Here is a 19,297-nt window from a genome sequence, read left to right as displayed (position 1 = left end):
CGTGGGGTCGCTCGGACGAGCGTTTGTATGGTCGTACGAATGCTTCGCGCCCCGGGATACGGGGAAGTCTACGAAACGGACGACCGTCAGCAACGATACCGGCACACCGGACGGCCCCCGCGGGACGGGGGCGTGGCCGGAAGGTAGCGTCTGGGGAGGAACCGCCCAGGGAAAGCGCTTCGCCGCGGGGAACGCCGTGCCTGCGCGGGACGTTGACCACAGACGGGCGCGCCTGCCCGGGCGCACCCGCTCGCGGCTGGTCCCGTGGACGAGCCGCCCGCCAGAACCACCGAGGGGAAGACGCACACCTGATGCCGGACCGCAGTCTCCGACTCCCTCCGCTGCTGCTGCGCGAGCGGCACCCTTCGCCCGTGCCGCCGCGGGAGAGCGAGGAGGCACCCGAGAGCAGGGGTGACTCCGCGAGCGGTGGCTCCGCGGGGGGCGGGCGGAGCCCCGAGGCGCCCGCGGACGACAACCCCTTCGCGCCGCCGCCCGAGGGCGCGCCGGACCGGCCGTGGCAGCCGCGGCACCCGGCGCCCGGCCAAGGGCAGGGGCACGGACAGGGACACGGGCAGGGACACGGGCAGGGGCAGGACGGCTCCGGCGAGGGCGGGCACTCTCCGTGGGGCAGCCAGTGGAGCGACCGGCAGCCGGGCCCCGCGGCGGGCGGCCACTTCGGTGAGCGTCCCGGCGGGCAGGGCGGCCCCGAGGGGTCCGGCGGCCCCGGCACGGGACTGCGCTGGGACCCCGCGGACCCGTCCCAGCGCCGCGCACGGTACGCGCTGCTGGCCGGCATGTGGGCCTTCTTCTTCGCCCTCTTCAGCTGGCCGTACGTGGCCCTGCTGCTGGGCGCGCTGGCGCTGTACTGGGGTGCGAGCGCGCTCCGGGCCAGGCCGCGCAACCCGAACTCCCCGGCGGCCACCGGCCGCCCGCAGACGACGGCGGCGATCAGCGGCCTGGTCACCGCCTCCCTGGCGGTCGCGATGGTGGCGGCCACGTTCACGGCCCAGCTGGTCTACCGCGACTACTACACCTGCGTGAACGACGCCCTGACCACCGCGGCGAAGCAGTCGTGCGACGACCTGCTGCCGAAGGACCTGCGCGGGGTGCTGGGCACCGGCTGAGCCGGGCGGCCGCGCCCGCCCGCTCCGGTCCTCCTCACGACCGGCCCTCGGACCTGCGGCCCGGTCCGCCGCCGTGGCCGGAACCGTTCGGAGAGGGATCCGCCTCGTCCGGCAGCACCTGTCCGGCCCACCGTGCCCGCCCCGCCTCGGGCGGCTCCGGATCGGGCCCCTCCGCCTCCTCCCCTGCACGCGAGGCGGAGCCCCGGCCACCGGCCGGGTCCCGGGGCAGGCTCCCGGTCAGGTCCGGGGGCAGACTCCCGCCCGGGTCCGGAAGCCGGCTCCCGGCCGGGTCCGGAGTGCGCACGGGGACCCAGCCCCCGGCCGGCCCCGGGGGCGCATCGCCGACCGGCTGCGAGGTCCGACGCCCCGTCGGTTGCCCGGCCCACGCCCCGGTGGACTCCGGAGCCGACCCGCCGACCGGGCCCGGAGCCGACCCGCCGACCGGGCCCGGAGGCAGGCTCCCGGTCAGGTCCGGAAGCCGGCTCCCGGCCTGGTCCGGAGTGCGCACAGGGACCCCGCCCCCGGCTGGCCCCGGGGGCGCATCGCCGACCGGCTGCGGGGGGCGGCTCCCGGCGGGTTCCGGGGTCCGCAGCCCGCTCGGCCGCGGGAGCCAACTCCCGGGCGGTTGCGGGAGCGGCATCGGGAGGGGCACCGGGTGGGATCGCCGGGTGCGCCGGCGGCGCCGCTCCGGCTTGCCCTCCTCCCGGCGACCGTGCCCGGGCCGGGGGAGCCCCCGCAGCCGCCATGCCCGTACCACGCCCGCCACCGGCGCGCCCACCACCAGGGTCCATGCGGCCGCCGCGCCGCCCACCTGCCAGCCCACCGGCCCGAACCGGGACAGCGCCGCCACCCCCAGCGGCCCGCCCGCCGCCTCCGCGAGCCCGCCCAGCAGCGCGGCGCACATCGCCGCCGCCACCACGACCGCACCCGCCGTCCGGCCCATCGACCACGCCGCGTCCCGGTCCCGCTGCCGGCACGCCGCGCCCGCCACGAACCACCCCACCGTCATCCCCGCCGCGACCGGCACCGCCCCCACCGCCCAGTACAGCGGCGTGCCGCCGGTCGCCGGTACCGCCGTCAGCAGGGGAAACGGCGGCAGCGCCGCCGGGGGCGCCGCCGATGACAGCGGACCGGCGACGTGCCCCGCGCCCAGCAGGAAGCCCGGCCCGAGCCCGTACGCCGCCCCCCACACCGCCGCGTTCGGCACCAGCGCCACCGCCAGCAGGGCCACCGCGCACCGCCCCGACCAGCCCTCGGTCAGCTGGAGGAACGACGTCCGCGCCGCCTCCCCGTGCCACCCCAGCGACAGACCCACGAGCAGCGCGCCCCCGCCCACGAGCACGGCCGTCCCGCCCAGGGCGGCCCGCGCGCAGGCCCGCAGCCACGCCCGTCCGCCCCGGCGCGGCATCCCGGCGGTCACGGCCCGGCGCAGGCCCGTGGGCAGCCGGTCGAGCATCCGGCGCACCCGCCCCAACGGCCGCCCGTACGCCGTCCACACGCCCGTCCCCGCCGCCACCAGCGCGACCAGCGGCAGACACACCGCGGTCCACCTCCACGACGGCCGCAGCACCCCGCCCGAGGCGTACAGCGTGGCCACCGCGCCCACCGCGAGGTAGCCGGCCACCACGCCGGACCACGCCGTGCGCGCGGGCACCAGGGGCGCGGTGCCGCCCGCCGCCTCCACGCCGTCCCCGTCCGTCGCGTCGCGCGCCGCCCGGTGCAGCAGCCACACCGGCAGCACGACCAGCAGCAGCGGGGTGACGCCGACGGGCGCGGGCACCCCGGAGAGCGTCTCGGTGCGCACGAGCACGACGCCGTGCGCCAGCAGCCACAGCGCGGCGGCCGCCCGCAGCGCACCGCCGGGTCCGCTGTCGGGGTAGGGGGAACTGATCCACAGCAGCATGGCGAGCAGGGCGAGCGAGCCGAGTCCCAGCACGGCGGCGCCGGCACCGCCCAGGAGGCCGGCGCCCAGTCCGGGCGACCGGTCCCGCAGGCGGGCGCGCAGGGACGGCGTGGTTCGACGATCGGTCCATTGCGTCACGACCGCCATGCTCCCAATGGCACGCCTTTTCTCCGCGCAACAGGCGGAGTTCCGCTGTGTCGATCAATATACGTTTATGTACTTCTTCACCCGGAGGGCGGTCCCGTGACGCAACGCCCCGCCGCCCCGCTGCCGGCCCCCGAGGAGCGCCGACGCCTGCGCGAAGCCGGGTCGCTGACACGGGCTCAGGTCGCCGAGCGGCTGGGTGTCCCGTCGGAGACCGTGTGCGCCTGGGAGACCGGCCGCACCGTGCCGCGCGGCGCGGGACGGAGGGAGTACGCGAGACTCCTCGCGGAGTTGGCGACCGGGAGGCCGGCCCCGCCCCTGACCGCCCCTCAAGCCTTCGACGACCTGTACGCCTTCTGCGCCCCGACCCTCGTACGGCAGGCCTACCTGCTCACCGGTCGGCGCGACCTGGCCCGTGACGCCGTCGAGCGGGCCTTCCAGCTCGCCTGGCAGCGCTGGCCCGAAGTGGCCGTGGACCCCGATCCGGCGGGCTGGGTGCGCGCGCTGGCGCACGACTGCGCGCTCTCGCCCTGGCACCGCTTCCGCCGTCGCTACCGCCGGCCCGAGCCGCCGCCCGCGGACCCCTCCGACCGCCTGCTGCTGCATGCGCTCCTCGGCCTTCCGCCGGTCCACCGGCGCACGCTCGTGCTGCACGACGGCGTCGGCCTCGGCCTGCCGGACACCGCGGCCGAGACCGAGGCGAGCACCCCGGCCGCGGCCGCCCGGCTGCTGCGCGCCCGCCGGGCGGTGGCCGCGGTCGCGCCGGAACTCGCGGATCCGGAGACGCTCCACCGCAGGCTGGCCCGGCCGGCCCCGCCGGAACGCCTCGGGCCCGCCGGGCCGGCCTCGGTCCGGGCCGACGGCGAACGCCTCAGCCGCCGGTGGACCGGCGCCGCGGTGGCCCTCACCGGCACGGTCGTCGCCGCGAGCGCGCTGACCCTGGCCACGGCCCCGGACCACTACGAGGCACCGGTGCCGCGGGGAACCGCCGTCCGCGACATCCCGGCACGGGCCGCCCAGGGCCCGCTCTCCGCCGAGCAGCTGCACCTGCGGGCGAGGCTGAGGGCACAGGCGCAGAGCGGCCCCACGCGCGTGGCCCCGGAGGCCCGCTGAGCACGCGGACGGGCCCGCACCCCTCGCCGGGGTGCGGGCCCGTCCGCGTGTTCGAGCCTGTCGGCGCGTCAGCCGGCCAGGATCTCCCGGGCCAGCTTCGCCGTCTCCGTCGGCGTCTTGCCGACCTTGACGCCGGCCGCCTCCAGCGCCTCCTTCTTCGCCTGGGCGGTGCCCGACGAACCGGAGACGATGGCGCCCGCGTGACCCATGGTCTTGCCCTCGGGCGCGGTGAAGCCCGCGACGTAGCCGACGACCGGCTTGGTCACGTTCTCCTTGATGAAGGCCGCGGCCCGCTCCTCGGCGTCGCCGCCGATCTCACCGATCATGACGATCAGGTCGGTGTCGGGGTCGTCCTGGAACGCCTTGAGCGCGTCGATGTGGGTGGTGCCGATGATCGGGTCGCCGCCGATGCCGACGCAGGAGGAGAAGCCGATGTCGCGCAGCTCGTACATCATCTGGTACGTCAGCGTGCCGGACTTCGAGACCAGACCGATGCGGCCCGGCTTGGTGATGTCGGCCGGGATGATGCCCGCGTTCGACTGGCCGGGGGTGATCATGCCGGGGCAGTTCGGGCCGATGATGCGGGTCTTGTTGCCCTTCTTGCCGGCGTACGCCCAGAAGGCGGCCGTGTCGTGCACCGCGACGCCCTCGGTGATGACGACCGCGAGCGGGATCTCGGCGTCGATGGCCTCGATGACCGCGTCCTTGGTGAACTTCTCCGGGACGAAGATGACCGTCACGTCGGCGCCGGTCTTGTCGATGGCGTCCTTGACGCTGCCGAAGACCGGTACGTCGGTGCCGTCGAAGTCGACGGTCTGGCCCGCCTTGCGCGGGTTCACGCCACCGACGATGTTCGTGCCGGAGGCCAGCATGCGGCGGGTGTGCTTCTGACCCTCGGAGCCGGTCATGCCCTGGACGATGACCTTGGATTCCTTGGTGAGGAAAATAGCCATGGGTGTGTTGACCTCGTCCCTTACTTCGCGGCAGCAGCCAGCTCGGCGGCCTTGTCGGCCGCGCCGTCCATGGTGTCCACCTGCTGGACCAGCGGGTGGTTGGCGTCCGTCAGGATCTTGCGGCCCAGCTCGGCGTTGTTGCCGTCGAGACGCACGACCAGCGGCTTGTTGACCTCTTCGCCCTTGCTCTTGAGGAGCTCCAGGGCCTGCACGATGCCGTTGGCGACGGCGTCGCAGGCGGTGATGCCGCCGAAGACGTTGACGAACACGGACTTGACGTCCGGGTCGCCGAGGATGATCTCGAGGCCGTTGGCCATGACCTCGGCAGAGGCACCGCCGCCGATGTCGAGGAAGTTGGCCGGCTTGACGCCCTTGTGGGCCTCACCGGCGTACGCGACGACGTCCAGGGTCGACATGACCAGGCCGGCGCCGTTGCCGATGATGCCGACCTCGCCGTCGAGCTTGACGTAGTTGAGGTTCTTCTCCTTGGCCGCCGCCTCGAGCGGGTTGGCGGCCGCCCGGTCGTGGAACTCCTCGAAGTCCGGGTGGCGGAACTCGGCGTTGTCGTCCAGGGACACCTTGCCGTCGAGGGCGATGACGTCACCAGAGGCGACCTTGGCCAGCGGGTTGACCTCGACCAGGAGGGCGTCCTCCTTGATGAAGACCTCCCACAGCCTGACGAGGACGTCGGCGACCTGGCCGGCGACCTCGGCCGGGAACTTGGCCGCGGCGACGATCTCCTCGGCCTTGGCCCGGTCGACTCCGTCGATGGCGTCGATGGCGATCTTGGCGACGGCCTCGGGGCGGGTGGCCGCCACCTCCTCGATCTCCATGCCGCCTTCGACGGACGCGATGGAGAGGAAGGTGCGGTTGGCGCGGTCCAGGAGGAAGGAGACGTAGTACTCCTCCAGGATCTCCGGGGCGGTCTCGGCGATCATCACCTTGTGGACCGTGTGGCCCTTGATGTCCATGCCGAGGATGTCCGTCGCGCGGGCGACCGCCTCGTCCGGGGTGGCTGCCAGCTTCACACCGCCGGCCTTGCCGCGGCCACCGACCTTCACCTGCGCCTTGACGACCGACTTGCCGCCCAGTCGCTCGGTGATCTCGCGCGCCGCCTCAGGCGTGTCGATGACTTCACCGGCCAGCACCGGTACACCGTGCTTGGCGAAGAGGTCCCTCGCCTGGTACTCGAACAGGTCCACGCGCTTCCGTCCCTATCAGTGATCTCGCGGTTCGTTGGATGCGTGGGCGTGCCGCGAAGGGCAACGTGACGTCCGCTCTGTGTCACGCTCTGTGTCACAAGGGGAGCGCACACGGTGTCCGAGCGCGCGGCAGGTCCGTCTCGCAGGTTATCGCCGCTCGCCGTGGGGCCCTAAATCGCAGATCACACCTGAGCGGTGATACCTGTCACACGTGCGGAGGAGCGCCGGGCCGCGTCGGCGGAGCGCGGGTGGCAGGGTCCCACCGGGTTGGGGTTGGCCCGGTGGGACCCCTTGTGCCGCCCCCGCAGGGGCGTAGGACGGATGGGCCCCACCCCAATGGGGCCATCCGTCCTGTCCGCGGGGTTGCGGTCGGGCGGGCCGACGGTGTTCGGCCGCCCGGCCCCGGCCCCGCGGAGTCGGTCGGGGTGCCGCAGGGCGGCGCGCCCGGGCGCGCCGCCCTGCGGCACCCGGTGGCTCAGACGGAGTACGGCCGGTAAGGGCCCTGCGGCAGATGCCCCGGGGCGGCGGACCCGGCGACGCCCTGCACCCCGGTCACCGCGTGGCCCGCCAGGGCGCCGCCGGCCGACCGCACGGTCCCGGTCAGGTCCCCGGCGAACGGCGCGACCCGGCCCGTGGACTCCTGTGCGAACGAGCCGGCCTCGCCCCCGACGCCCCCCGCGAACGGCCGCACCTCACCGGTCACGCCGTACGCCAGGTCCGCGGTGCTGCCCACTACGCCCTGCACGACGGGCCGCACCGCGTCCTCCACGGTCCGCACGACCGGTCGCACCGAGCCGGCCACGCCGTACGCGAAGGGCCCCGCCTCGCCCGCCACGCCGTACGCCAGGTGCGTCGCGCCGCCGGCGACCCCCTCGGCGAACGGCGCGACCCCGCCGACGACGCCGTCCGCGAACGGCCGTACCTCACCCGCCACGCCGTACGCCAGCCGCGTCGTGTCCCCGACGGCCTGCCCGGCGACCGGCACGACACCGTGGACGGCGCTCCCGGCCACCGGCGGCAGCACGGACGAGGCCCCGTCCCGGGTCACCTCCCCGGCCGCGCCGTACGCCATCGGCCCCACGTCGGCCGCGGCCCCGTGCACCGTCGTGGACGCGTGGCCGACGGCGTGCCGTCGACGACCGGGCCGGCGACCGGCGGCACGACCGCGGCGGCCGTCTCGCCGACCACCGGCGTGACCGTGCCGGGCACCCCGGTGACCGTTCCGACGGCCCGCTGCCTCGCTCCCGTGACCGCGCCCGTGACATGGGCCGGGACGGCGGAGACACCCGCAGCGGCGGCGGCCTTCGCCTCCGCGGCCCGGCCCTCCGCCCCGGCGACCGTCTGCCGCGCGGCACCGGCCGCACCGGTCACACCGGTCGCGGTGCGGCCCGCGCCCGCGACCGTGCGCTGCGCCGTCGTACGGACCGCCCCGTCGACGCCCTGCGCCCGGGCGTGCGCGGCGGTCCGCAGTCCCTGGAGCCTGGTCTGCGCGGCGGCGAGCGCCTGCTCCAGTTCGGGGGCGAAGGCCGCGAGGGGGCCGAAGAGGTAGTCGATCTCGTCCTGCGGGGCGGTCGCGCCGGAGACGACGGTCCCGGCGGCGCCCCTGGCGTGCTCCGCGGTCGCGGCGGCCCCGGACGCGGCGGTGTGCGCGGCGCCCTCGGCGCCGTCGGCGTGCGCCCGGTGCGAGCCCGCCACGTCGGCGTCGACGTACCCGCGGGCCCGGTCGGCGGTGGACGCCGCCGACCGGGCCCCACTCCTCGCGGTCGCGGTCGCGGCCGTGTGCACGGGAGTGCTCGCGGCGTCGGTGGCGTCCGTGGCCCGCGCGGCCTCCGCGGCGGCGGAGCGCGCCGTGACCGTGGTGGCCGTGACGCCGGAAACGGTGTCCTGGACGTCGGCGACGACACCGCCCACCGTGTCGGTGACCGCGCCGACCGTGTCGGCGGTGCCGAGGCCCGCGTCGGGCGTCGACACGGACGTCGCCGGAAGCTCGTCCGCGCTGGCGACGGCGGAGCCGAGCGCCCATGCGCCGGTGACACCGGCGGCTATGACGATGGAGCGGCGGATGTTCTTGTTCATGCTGCGTCAGATCCTTCGGAGAATCCGGAAGTTCGGGAGGTGCCGATGCCGAGTTCCGCGACCGGTGGCCGGTGGCCGGTGGCTGGTGGCCGGTGGCCGGTGGCCGGTCCGGGGCCGATGGATCCGTGGAGTTCCGGCGGTTCTCAGGAGAACCGGCGGTCACGGATGCGGTCCGGCTGCGGCGGCTCGGGGTCGGCGGCTGCCGTCCGGAGGATCCGGGGACCGGAGGGGTGTCCGGACGGCGGGCAGACCTGTTCCGTCCCGCGCGTCAGATCGCGCGGGGAGGAGCTACCGCCCTAGCCGGGGAACTCGAGGATGTCCCGGTGCCTGTCCCGGGTCCCGTCCGCGGTGACGACCGCGGTGGCTCCGGGCACCAGCCGCAACGGCGCCCGGCGGCTGCCCGCGACGGCGTGCCCGTCGTGCCGCGGCGCGCCGCCGTCGGTGGCCGGCTGACCGTCGAGCGCACCCGTCGGCTCGCCGCCGGGCGCCTGATGCCGTGGCAGATGTGCGGACCGCCCGAGGTGGAGGGCCCGGTGCGCCTGTTGCCCCGCCGTCACGACGGCCCCGGTGGCCCGCGGCCCGTGGTCGCCGCCGTGCCGGTGCTCCACCGTGTCCCGCTGCGCCGTGCCGCCCCCCGGCTGCTGCGGCATCGCCGGTACGGGCAGGGTGTGCCCGGGACCGGTCGACGGCCCCGGCAGTTCCGGCAGTTCCGGCAGACCGGGCACGGACGGAAGGCCGGGCAGGGACGGAAGCGACGACAGCGGCGGCCACGGCGCCGGCGCGTCCGCCAGCCCGCCGGTCACCGTCTGCAGAAGGTCCCCGACGGGCCGGACGACGGTGTCGGCGACCGGCCGTACGAGTCCGTCGGTGACGGGCCGCACGGCTTGGCTGACGCTGTCGAAGACGGCGGGAAGCGTGCCCGTCACCGAGGTGACGGGATCGCCGGCGGGGGTGCCCGGCCCTGTCGGCACGGACCGGGTCACGGGAGCGGAGGGGCGCGTGGCGGGCGCGGTGCCCGGCTCGGTGGCGAGCGCGCCGGAGGGGCGCGCGGGCCGCGGGCCGGAGCCCGGCCGCGGGAGTCGGCCGTCAGACGCGTGCCCGGCGTCGGCGGCGGGGGCGAGGCGGCCCAGAGGCGAGGACGGGGCGGTGACCGCCCGTCCTGCCGCGGCACCGAGGGACCGTCCGGTCCGCCCGACCGTGTCCACGACTGCCCGTACGGCGTCTGCCGGGGTGCCCGCGGTCATCGGGGCGACGGAGGTCGTCGGGGCCGGCGGTGCTCCGTCCGCCGCCTGCGCCCGCTCCCCGCAGAGGAGCCCCAGGGCCAGCAACCCACCCACCAGCAGGGCCAGATGCAGCGCACGCCGCCCGGCCGCCGTGCGCATCGTGCGCAGTGCGGGGCCGGCGGGCGGAAGTGCGCTGGGCGGGGTCACGACGGGGAGAGCCTCCGTGCGGCGGGACGCGGCGGTGCGTGGCGAACGCGACGCACCGTCGATGGCGAAGCGCCGTCGATCCTCGCACGGCCCTCCCGCGGTTGCGCAAGCCCCCTGTTACCGATGGGTAGTCATGTCGGTTTCGCCCCCTGGCCTCCCTGCCGCGTCAATGGGTGTCCCTCTTGGCGGGTTCACTGCCCGTTGCCGGACGTCACACGCCCTCCGGTATCGGCAGCGGCCGCCTCTCGATCGCCGCCGCCATCACGTCCGGGAACAGGTCGGGCGTGCACGCGAACGCCGGTGCGCCCAGCGCCGCCAGCGCCGCCGCGTGTTCGCGGTCGTAGGCGGGCGCTCCCTCGTCGGAGAGCGCGAGCAGTGCCACGAACTGCACCCCCGACGCCTTCATCGCCGCCACCCGCTTGAGCATCTCGTCCCGTATCCCTCCCTCGTACAGATCGCTGATGAGGACCACGACCGTGTCCGCGGGCCGGGTGATCTGCGACTGGCAGTACGCCAGCGCCCTGTTGATGTCCGTCCCCCCGCCGAGCTGGGTGCCGAACAGGACGTCGACCGGGTCGTCGAGCTGGTCGGTGAGGTCCACCACGGCCGTGTCGAAGACGACGAGGCGGGTGGCGATGGACCGCATGGACGCGAGGACCGCCCCGAACACGGACGCGTACACCACCGATGCCGCCATCGACCCCGACTGGTCGATGCAGAGGACGACCTCCTTCTTCACGGACTGCGACGCCCGCCCGTACCCGATCAGCCGCTCCGGTACGACCGTGCGGTACTCCGGCAGGTAGTGCTTGAGGTTGGCCGCGATCGTGCGGTTCCAGTCGATGTCGTGGTGACGGGGCCGGCTGACGCGGGCACTGCGGTCGAGGGCACCGGTGAGGGTCGCCCGGGTACGGGTGGCGAGCCGCTTCTCCAGGTCCTCGACCACGGTGCGCACCACGGCCCGGGCCGTCTCCTTGGTGGTCTCCGGCATCGCCTTGTTCAGCGACAGCAGCGTGCCGACCAGGTGCACGTCCGCCTCGACCGCCTCGAGCATCTCCGGTTCGAGCAGCAGGGTGGACAATCCGAGCCGGTCGATGGCGTCCCGCTGCATGACCTGGACGACGGACGAGGGGAAGTAGGTCCGGATGTCGCCGAGCCAGCGCGCGACGGACGGCGCGGACGCCCCGAGCCCCGCCGAACGGTCCCGCCCCCGCTGCGGTTTGTCCCCGTTCCCGTACAGCGCGGTCAGCGCCCCGTCCATCGCCGCGTCCTGCCCGGTCAGCCCGTATCCGGTGCCGTCCGCGGTGTCGCCGCCGAGCACCAGCCGCCAGCGCCGCAGCCGCTCGTCGGCGGCGGCCCCCGTGTCCGCGGAGCCGGCGTCGTCGCGGCTGGTCGTGTGCGTGCTCATCGGGTCACCCCCACAAGGTCGTTGACATCACTGCCGCCGGGCTCGTCCAGCCCGAGCAGCAGGCGCAGCACCGGCACCACCGCGTCCGCCCGCCCGGCGTCGAGACCGGACGCGAAGCCCGGAACGCCCGACCCGGCCCCCGCGCCGCCCCGCGCGCCCGGCCCGCGTCGCACCAACTCGCCGAGTGTGCGCCGCACTCCCGGCTCGTACGCCGAGAACGTGCGCCGCAACAGCGGCAGGACGTCGGTGAACGCCTCCGCCGGCACCCCGGTCAGCCACGCGTCCACCAGCCCGAGCAGCCGCTCGTCGTGCACGAGCAGCATCCCCCCGCCGGAGCCGCCGCCGACGAACCCCTCGATCCACGCGGCCGCGTCCGCCGGCGCCGTGCCCGGTGACAGCACGAGCCCCATGAGCCGGGCCGCCTCGTCCTGCGCCAGCTCCCCCTCGTCCAGGAGCAGCCGTACCGCACGGCCGCGGACGACACCCGGCACGGTCTCCCGCAGGGACAGCACCCGCAGGACGGAACGCCACCGCCCGCGTATGCCGCCGCGGGCCGCCGCGTCCGTCTCCCCGAGCAGGCCCACCGCCCCGTGCACCGCGTCCACATGGCGGCGCATCTCCTCGGCGGCCTCCGTGTCGAGTGCGGCGCAGGCCGGTGGCAGTCCGACGAAGACACGCTCGGCGAGTCCCGCCGCGACGTCCGCCAGTGCCCCGGTGTCCGTGCCGCGCACGTCTCCGTAGCGCAGGGAGCGGACCAGGGCGGGCAGGGCCTGGGCGAGATGACCGACGTCGGTGTCGAGGGCGGCGCGGTCGGCGAGGACCCGCATCACCACGGGCAGCGCGTCCGGCAGCTCCGCCAGCAGACAGCGCTCGGCGAGCGCCGTGATGTCGGCGAGCGCCTGCGCGGCGGCCGCGTCGGCCTCGGCCTTGGCGGTCGCGGCGGCGAGCACGGTCGTCCCCCACACCCCCGCCTCCGCGACCCGCACCGCCAGCTCCGGCTCCCAGCGCAGCCGCCAGGTCTCGCGGAACGTGCCCGTGCTGCCGCGCGAGGCCGCGGGTTCGCCCCAGCCGATGCCGAGGAGGCACAGCCGGTGGAGCAGCCGGCTGCGCCCGGCGTCGGTGTCCTTGCGCAGGTCCAGCTCCAACTCCCTCTCCAGCGGTTCCGGTTTGAGGCGCAGCCGCTTCTGGAGCCGGGCGAGGTCACGCTGCAGGGGGACGGCGGGGGCCGCCGCCGGCACCTCGCCCAGGACGTCCCCGACCACCAGCCGGTCGCGCACCAGCGCCAGCGGCACGTCCGAGCCCTCGCACATCACCGCCCGCACCGCGTCGGTGGTCTCGGACAGCCCCGGCAGCGGGCGCCCGCGCAGCACCGCCAGCGTGCCGGCGAGCCGCACCGCCTCGATGACATGGGCGGACGACACGATCCTGTCCTCCTCGCGGAGCAGCCCGGCGACCTTGGTCATCCACCGCTCCACGGGCCGGTCGGGCGCCCCGAACAGATGCCCGTACCAGCCGGGCGAGTCGATCCCCGCGCCGTAGCCACTGGCCCGGGCCAGCCTCCGATGGGTCCAGGGCACCCAGGTCATGTCGGTCTTCACCTTGGGCAGCCCCTTCAGCAGGGCGCGGTCGGCCGTGACGGCGGTCCGCTGCCGCAGCGCGGGCACATGCCAGGCCCCGCACACCACGGCCACCTCACGGCCGAACTCCCGCTGGGCCGATCGCAGTTGGAGTCGCATGTACGCCTCCCGCACGAGGTCCCGCCGGTGTCCCCCGGTGCCGAACTCCTCCCGCAGCGCGGTCATCGCCTCCTCCAGCACGGCGAACGGCGCGAGCGCGTCGCCCCTGCCCGCGCCCCGGTGCTCGACGACGTCCTCCCACCAGCGCTCCGGATCGTCGTAGCCGGCGGTCTCGGCGAGCACGGCCAAAGGGTCGATCCGGACGGTGCCGTCGGGGCTCCCGGGCGGACCGGACGCTTCCCGCTCCGCGGCCGGCTCGGCGTCCCCGGGCACGTCGTCCGCCGAAGCCGGCTCCTCCCGCTCCCAGGCCAGCGTGTGCGTCGCCGGGAGATCGACGAATCGGGCCGGAACGCCCTGTTCCAGGGCCCAGCGGATCGCCACCCACTCCGGGGAGAACTCGGCCAGCGGCCAGAAGGCCGACCGGCCGGGCTCGTCCACGGCGTGCGCGAGCAGCGCCACCGGCGGCCGCATCTCACGGTCCGCCGCGAGCGGGATCAGGGTGTCCGCCTCCGGTGGCCCCTCGATCAGCACGGCCCGCGGCCGCGCCTCCTCCAGGGCGGCCCGCACGGCTCGCGCGGACCCCGGTCCGTGGTGCCGCACCCCCAACAACAGCGGCCCCTCGCCGGCCGCCCAGCCCGACGGCCCGTCGACGCCCGTCACACCGTCCCCCTCGCCACCGGAGCCGCCCCGGCTCGTCGTGCCCCGTCCTTCCCCGTGCCGCCCCGGCCCCCGGCAGCGGGCGTCCTCGCTCCGCTCACCGCGCCCCCGCGCCCGGGACGTCCCGTGGCGGAGCCGGAGTCGTTCATGCGGACACCTCCCGGCACGCGCGGTAGAAGTCCGTCCAGCCGTCACGCTCGCGGACCACCGCCTCCAGGTACTCCTGCCAGATGACGCGGTCGGCCGCCGGATCGCGGACGACGGCCCCGAGGATGCCCGCGGCGACATCGCTCGCGCGCAGCACCCCGTCCCCGAAGTGGGCGGCGAGCGCGAGCCCGTTGGTGACCACGGAGATGGCCTCCGCCGTGGACAGCGTGCCGCTGGGCGACTTCAGCTTCGTGCGGCCGTCGGTCGTGACACCGCCGCGCAGCTCACGGAAGACCGTGACGACACGTCGGATCTCGTCGATGCCGTCGGGGACGGCCGGCAGGTCGAGCGAGCGGCCGATCTGCTCGACGCGGCGGGAGACGATGTCGACCTCGGCCTCGGGGCTCTCCGGGAGCGGCAGCACCACCGTGTTGAAACGGCGGCGCAGGGCGCTCGACAGGTCGTTGACACCGCGGTCGCGGTCGTTGGCCGTCGCGATCAGGTTGAAGCCGCGGACCCCCTGCACCTCCTGCCCCAGCTCCGGTATCGGCAGCGTCTTCTCCGACAGGATCGTGATCAGCGTGTCCTGGACGTCGGCCGGGATACGGGTCAGCTCCTCGACCCGGGCGACCATCCCCTCGGACATCGCGCGCATGACGGGGCTGGGCACCAGCGCGTCGCGGCTGGGGCCGTGCGCGAGCAGTTGCGCGTAGTTCCACCCGTAGCGGATCGCCTCCTCCGGGGTCCCCGCCGTGCCCTGGACGAGCAGGGTGGAGTCGCCGCTGATGGCCGCCGCCAGATGCTCCGACACCCAGGTCTTCGCCGTGCCGGGCACGCCGAGCAGCAGCAGCGCGCGGTCGGTGGCGAGGGTGGTGACGGCCACCTCGACGATGCGGCGCGGCCCCACGTACTTCGGTGTGATCATCGTGCCGTCCGGCAGCGTGCCGCCCAGCAGATACGTGGCCACGGCCCACGGCGACAGCTTCCAGCGGGCCGGGCGGGGCCGGTCGTCCTGCTCGGCCAGCGCGGCGAGCTCGGACGCGAACGCGTCCTCGGCGTGCGGCCGCAGCGGCTCCGCCGCGTTCTCCTCCCCCGGCACCCTGCCTTCCGTGGGCGTGCGCACGGGTGCGGACACCGGCCCGACCGCATCTGCTGGGCCGCCCCCGTTCGCGGGCGCGGACTCGCTCGGGCTCGGTCCCACGGGCTTCGGATCGATGGACACACGCATGGCCAGGTCCCCCTCCAGCTCGGCCGGTTCGGATCTGCCACCAACCGTGCACCACACCACTGACAATGCGCTCCGACCTGCGCAGACGCCGCTGCCCACGGCGATTGTCAGTGCCGGGACCTACCGTCGACGACATGACTCAGCAGGGGGTGCGCTGGACGACGGACCAGGTGCTGGCACTGGCGCCTGACGCCGCGTCGCGCAAAGCGGGCAGCAAACTCGGCGCGGCCGGGCCGTGGTCGGAGGCGGGCAGTTCCGGCGAGGGGACGGTGTGGGGGCTGTGCAAGGGCAGCGGCGGCAAGCCGTATCAGACGGTCGTCGACATCGCGGACGTGACGGGGCCTGCGTACAAGTGCAGTTGTCCGAGCCGCAAGTTCCCGTGCAAGCACGCGCTGGGGCTGCTGTTGCTCTGGGCGGGCGGGGACGACTCGGTGCCCCCGGGGCAGGCGCCGGACTGGGCGGAGCAGTGGATCGAGGGGCGCAGACGGCGTACGCAGGACAGCCGGGCGGCGGGCGGCTCGCACTCCGGCGGTTCCGCGGACCCCGAGGCGGCCCGGCGCAGGGCGGAGCGGCGGGCCGAGCGGATCACCGCGGGGGCGACGGAGCTGGAGCAGCGGCTGACCGATCTGCTGCGCGGCGGCCTGGCCGCGGCCGAGCAGGCGGGGTACGGGCTGTGGGAGGAGACGGCCGCCCGCATGGTCGACGCGCAGGCCCCGGGACTGGCCGCGCGGGTGCGGGAGCTGGGGGCGCTCCCGTCGTCGGGGCCGGGGTGGCCGGTGCGCCTGCTGGAGGAGTGCGCGCTGGTGCACCTTCTGGACCAGGGCTGGCTGCGCCGGGATCGGCTGCCCGACGGCCTGGCTGCCACGGTCCGCTCGCGGGTCGGCCTGCCCGGCTCGGCGGACGGCCCGCCCCTCCGCGACCGCTGGCTGGTCCTCGCGCAGTACGACACCTCGGACAGCCGGCTCACGACACGGCGGATCTGGCTGTACGGGGCGGACTCGGACCGCACGGTGCTGCTCCTCTCCTACGGGGCTGCCGGGCGCGCGCCCGAGCTGGCGCTGCCGGTGGGGCTGGCCCTGGAGGCGGAGGTGTCCGCATATCCGGGGGCCGGACAGCTGCGGGCCGCCCTGGGCGAGCGGTTCACGCCCCCCGCGCCGGCCGCGGTACGGCCGCCGGTCGTGACCGCCGCCCGGGCGGCGGCGCGCTACGGGGAGGCGCTGAGGGCCGATCCCTGGCTGGACTCGTTCCCGGTGACGCTGGGCCGGGTGGTACCGACGCCGGTCGAGGAGGGCTGGCAGCTGGCGGACGCGGACGGCGGCACGGCCCTGCCGCTGACGCCGGCCGCGGCCGCCCGCCCGGGCCTGTGGCGCCTGGTCGCCCTGTCGGGCGGTGCCCCGGTCACGGTCTTCGGCGAGTGCGGCCACCGCGGCTTCCACCCGCTCACGGCCTGGCCCGAGGGGGCGGGAGAGGCGGTCCCGCTGTGCTGACGCCGCCGCGGGCGACTCCGCTCCCCCGGAAGGGATCTGCAGGAAGGACCAGGAAGGACCAGGAAGGACGTGGCATGGGGGACCTGACCAGGGATCCGGCGAGGCATCTGACGAGGGGTCTGACATGAGTGCCGCACCGACTTCGCCGGACACTCCCCACGCCGCGCCGTGGGAGGAGCTCGTGACCGTTGCCCTGCTGGGCACCGACCGGCGTACCCCGCCGTGGCTGCCGCCGGGCCGGGATGCGCCGACGGCTCTGCTGGACCTGGCCGCGGTGGAGACCGTGCGCCGCCGGGCGGGGCTGACCCCGGCACCGGCCGGGGCACGGCTCGAGCCCGCGGCGGCCGACCCGCGGCCGTCGCTGCCGCCCGCCGCGGTCCGCAGGCTGGCCATGCTGCTGTCCGACCGCCCCGGCACCGGCGGCGGCCGCCGGGGAACGGCACCCGACCTGATGGAGCTGCTGCCGCAGTGGCTGTCCCTGGCCAATGAGCGCGGCTTCGCGGCGCCCCCGGAGATGCTGCCGGCGCTGCTGGACGCAGCCCGCGGGCGCACGGATCTGCGGCCGACGGCCCTGGCCTTCGCCGGCCCGCGCGCCCTGTGGCTGGCCCGTCTGAATCCCGACTGGCGCTTTGCCCTGCGGTCCGTGCCCGGCGGCGGCTCCGAACTGCCGCCCCCGCAAGACACGGACCGCATCCGACGCCTGTGGCAGGAAGGTCTGTTCGCGGAGCGGGTGGCCCTGCTCGGCGGGCTCCGCTCGCGACAGCCCGCCCTCGCCCGTGAACTGCTGGCCACCACCTGGACGACGGAGCGGGCCGAGGACCGCCTGATGTTCCTCGATTCGCTCCGCACGGGCCTGGAGACCTCGGACGAGCCCTTCCTGGAACAGGCGCTCTCCGACCGCAGCCGCAATGTGCGGGCGACGGCGGCGGAACTGCTGTCGGCGCTGCCGGGTTCGGCCCTGGCCGGGCGGATGGCAGCACGGGCGGCGGCCTGTGTCGCGGTCGACCGTACGGGGGGCGAACCGACGATCGCGGTGGAGGCGCCGCACGAGTGCGACCCGGGCATGGAGCGCGACGGGGTGGTGCCGAAGCCTCCCGCCGGGCGCGGCGAACGCTCGTGGTGGCTGGGTCAGTTGGTGGAGGCGGCGCCGCTGGGGTCGTGGACGGCCCGGCTCGGGGGGCGCACGCCGGAGGAGATCGTCGCGCTGCCGGTGGCGGACGACTGGCGGGACGAACTGCACGCGGCATGGTGCCGGGCGGCGGTACGGCAGCGGGATCCCCGCTGGTCGCGGGCCCTGCTCGGACCGCCGTCGGCGCCGGAGGCGGGGGGCCCGGGCGCGGTGTCGCTGGCCGAGCGGGCGAAGCTGCTGTCGATGCTGGACGCGGAGGAACGGGCCGAGTGGGTCGCGGGGTTCATCGCCACGCACGGTCTGTCGGAGGCGTTCCAGCTCCTCGGGGTGTGCGCGGTCCCCTGGTCGGCGCCGCTCGGGCGGTCGGTCGTGGACGCGCTCGACATCGCACGGGACGCGGGAAGTTATCCGTGGAGCTTCAGCGGAGTGATGGGACTCGCGGAGCGCTGCCTCGATCCCGTCGAGGCGAGCCGTCTGGATGCTCTGACGGCGATACCGGACGAGACGGAGGACACCTCACCGGGGGCGGGCGGCTACTGGGCCGAGGCGTTCCAGCGCCTGACCACCACGCTGCGGCTGCGCGCGACGATGCGGGAGGAACTGGGGGAGCCGTGAGACGGGGCGCGGTCCGGTCGGGCCCGGTCCGGGCCTGGGGCACCCCTCACCGGGACGCGCCCCGGGGCTCCGCCACCGGCAGCCCGTGCCGGATGCGCCCGCGGCTCCCCCACCGGCACGCCATGCCGGGGTGCGCGCCGGGGCTCCGCCGCCTCCGGCCCGCGTCGGAGCGGACCCCTCCGGACCGCGTCGCCGCGGGGCAGGGACGCCCTCGCCCGGGAGAGGCAAGGGCGTCCCTGCCCCGCTCCGAGAGCGTCGGCCCGCCCCCGCTCCAGTCGGGGAACCGCCGCCGGGCGAGGCGGCCCGCCCCGCCCGAGCCCGTCGCTACGCCTGCGCCGGCTGGCGTACGTTCGCCCGCACCCAGTCCACGATCGACGCGGTGGTCGCCCCGGGGGTGAAGATCTCCGCGACACCCTTCTCCTTCAGCGGCGCGATGTCCGCCTCGGGGATGATGCCGCCGCCGAAGACCAGGATGTCCTCCGCGTCGCGCTGCTCGAGCAGGTCGATCACCGCGGCGAACAGCGTGTTGTGCGCACCGGAGAGGATCGACAGCCCGATCGCGTCGGCGTCCTCCTGGATCGCCGTGTCGACGATCTGCTCCGGCGTCTGGTGGAGGCCGGTGTAGATGACCTCCATCCCCGCGTCGCGCAGCGCCCGCGCGATCACCTTGGCCCCGCGATCGTGGCCGTCGAGCCCCGGCTTGGCGACCACCACGCGGATCGGACCGGCTGCCACACCCATCACTGCCTCCATGAAGCGACTACTCCACCCTGTACCGACGTACCACCCGCCGCCACACGACCGCACCCGCAGGCAGGCGCACCGCACGGCCGGCACACTCCGCGCCGAGGGGCCCGCAGGCCGCACGGACGGCTCGGCCCGCACGGACCACGTGCGCCGCAGGGCTTACGGCACAGGCGCCCCGCGCCGCATCGACCCGGGAAA

General features: G+C 75.8%; 14 protein-coding genes. 4 read left to right on the top strand and 10 right to left on the bottom strand.

Annotation, left to right across the window (positions count from 1 at the left end; translation table 11 throughout):
- The first annotated feature begins 311 nt into the window (after positions 1-311).
- Positions 312-1,124, top strand: a complete 813-nt coding sequence (locus tag ACFYMU_RS18040) for a hypothetical protein (RefSeq protein ID WP_388373858.1) — start codon at positions 312-314, stop codon at positions 1,122-1,124.
- Positions 1,125-1,158: 34 nt separating this feature from the next.
- Here the strand turns inward: ACFYMU_RS18040 and ACFYMU_RS18035 are convergent, their stop codons facing one another.
- Entirely contained in the window at positions 1,159-3,174 is a 2,016-nt protein-coding gene (locus tag ACFYMU_RS18035; RefSeq protein WP_388373856.1) for a DUF6350 family protein, read from the bottom strand.
- A 96-nt stretch (positions 3,175-3,270) separates the two neighbouring features.
- On the opposite strand from ACFYMU_RS18035, the gene ACFYMU_RS18030 reads away from it, so the two are divergent.
- Entirely contained in the window at positions 3,271-4,284 is a 1,014-nt protein-coding gene (locus tag ACFYMU_RS18030; protein ID WP_388373854.1) for a helix-turn-helix domain-containing protein, read from the top strand.
- A 68-nt stretch (positions 4,285-4,352) separates the two neighbouring features.
- Here the strand turns inward: ACFYMU_RS18030 and sucD are convergent, their stop codons facing one another.
- The 8 genes from sucD to ACFYMU_RS17990 form a co-directional block, all read right to left on the bottom strand.
- Positions 4,353-5,237, bottom strand: a complete 885-nt coding sequence (gene sucD / locus ACFYMU_RS18025; protein WP_388373852.1) for a succinate--CoA ligase subunit alpha — start codon at positions 5,235-5,237, stop codon at positions 4,353-4,355.
- Positions 5,238-5,257: 20 nt separating this feature from the next.
- The gene (gene sucC, locus ACFYMU_RS18020; RefSeq protein WP_388373850.1) at positions 5,258-6,439 is read right to left on the bottom strand and encodes an ADP-forming succinate--CoA ligase subunit beta; all 1,182 of its coding nucleotides are present in this window, start codon (positions 6,437-6,439) and stop codon (positions 5,258-5,260) included.
- 475 nt (positions 6,440-6,914) lie between these two features.
- Entirely contained in the window at positions 6,915-7,511 is a 597-nt protein-coding gene (locus ACFYMU_RS18015) for a hypothetical protein (protein ID WP_388373848.1), read from the bottom strand.
- Entirely contained in the window at positions 7,484-8,515 is a 1,032-nt protein-coding gene (locus ACFYMU_RS18010; protein WP_388373847.1) for a hypothetical protein, read from the bottom strand. Before ACFYMU_RS18010 ends, ACFYMU_RS18015 begins: the two co-directional genes overlap by 28 nt.
- 296 nt (positions 8,516-8,811) lie before the next feature.
- Positions 8,812-9,945, bottom strand: coding sequence for a hypothetical protein (locus ACFYMU_RS18005; protein ID WP_388373845.1), 1,134 nt, complete (start codon positions 9,943-9,945; stop codon positions 8,812-8,814).
- Between the two features lie 211 nt (positions 9,946-10,156).
- Complete coding sequence (locus ACFYMU_RS18000) at positions 10,157-11,353, bottom strand: VWA domain-containing protein (RefSeq protein ID WP_388373843.1); 1,197 nt, start codon at positions 11,351-11,353, stop codon at positions 10,157-10,159.
- Positions 11,350-13,749: a DUF5682 family protein gene (locus tag ACFYMU_RS17995; protein ID WP_388373841.1), complete on the bottom strand. Its 2,400-nt coding sequence runs from the start codon at positions 13,747-13,749 to the stop codon at positions 11,350-11,352. Before ACFYMU_RS17995 ends, ACFYMU_RS18000 begins: the two co-directional genes overlap by 4 nt.
- Positions 13,750-13,891: 142 nt before the next feature.
- Positions 13,892-15,121 carry an AAA family ATPase gene (locus ACFYMU_RS17990; protein WP_388373839.1) on the bottom strand — a complete coding sequence of 410 codons (1,230 nt, stop codon included), beginning with the start codon at positions 15,119-15,121 and terminating at the stop codon, positions 13,892-13,894.
- Positions 15,122-15,255: 134 nt separating this feature from the next.
- Between ACFYMU_RS17990 and ACFYMU_RS17985 the strand changes: the two genes are divergently transcribed.
- Positions 15,256-16,608, top strand: a complete 1,353-nt coding sequence (locus ACFYMU_RS17985; RefSeq protein WP_388373837.1) for an SWIM zinc finger family protein — start codon at positions 15,256-15,258, stop codon at positions 16,606-16,608.
- 124 nt (positions 16,609-16,732) lie between these two features.
- A complete protein-coding gene (locus ACFYMU_RS17980) occupies positions 16,733-18,352 on the top strand; it encodes a DUF5691 domain-containing protein (protein WP_388373835.1) in 1,620 nt (539 codons plus the stop codon).
- A 324-nt stretch (positions 18,353-18,676) separates the two neighbouring features.
- Here ACFYMU_RS17980 and ACFYMU_RS17975 read toward each other — a convergent pair whose 3' ends face one another.
- Positions 18,677-19,093 (bottom strand): cobalamin B12-binding domain-containing protein, encoded by a 417-nt coding sequence (locus ACFYMU_RS17975; protein WP_388373834.1) that lies wholly within the window; start codon positions 19,091-19,093, stop codon positions 18,677-18,679.
- Between the last annotated feature and the right edge of the window lie 204 nt (positions 19,094-19,297).

It is taken from the genome of Streptomyces sp. NPDC007264, from assembly GCF_042869095.1.
In the GTDB taxonomy this organism is placed as follows: Bacteria; Actinomycetota; Actinomycetes; order Streptomycetales; family Streptomycetaceae; genus Streptomyces.
Note: the sequence above shows the minus strand (reverse complement) of the source record. Positions and strands in the feature narration are given on the sequence as shown.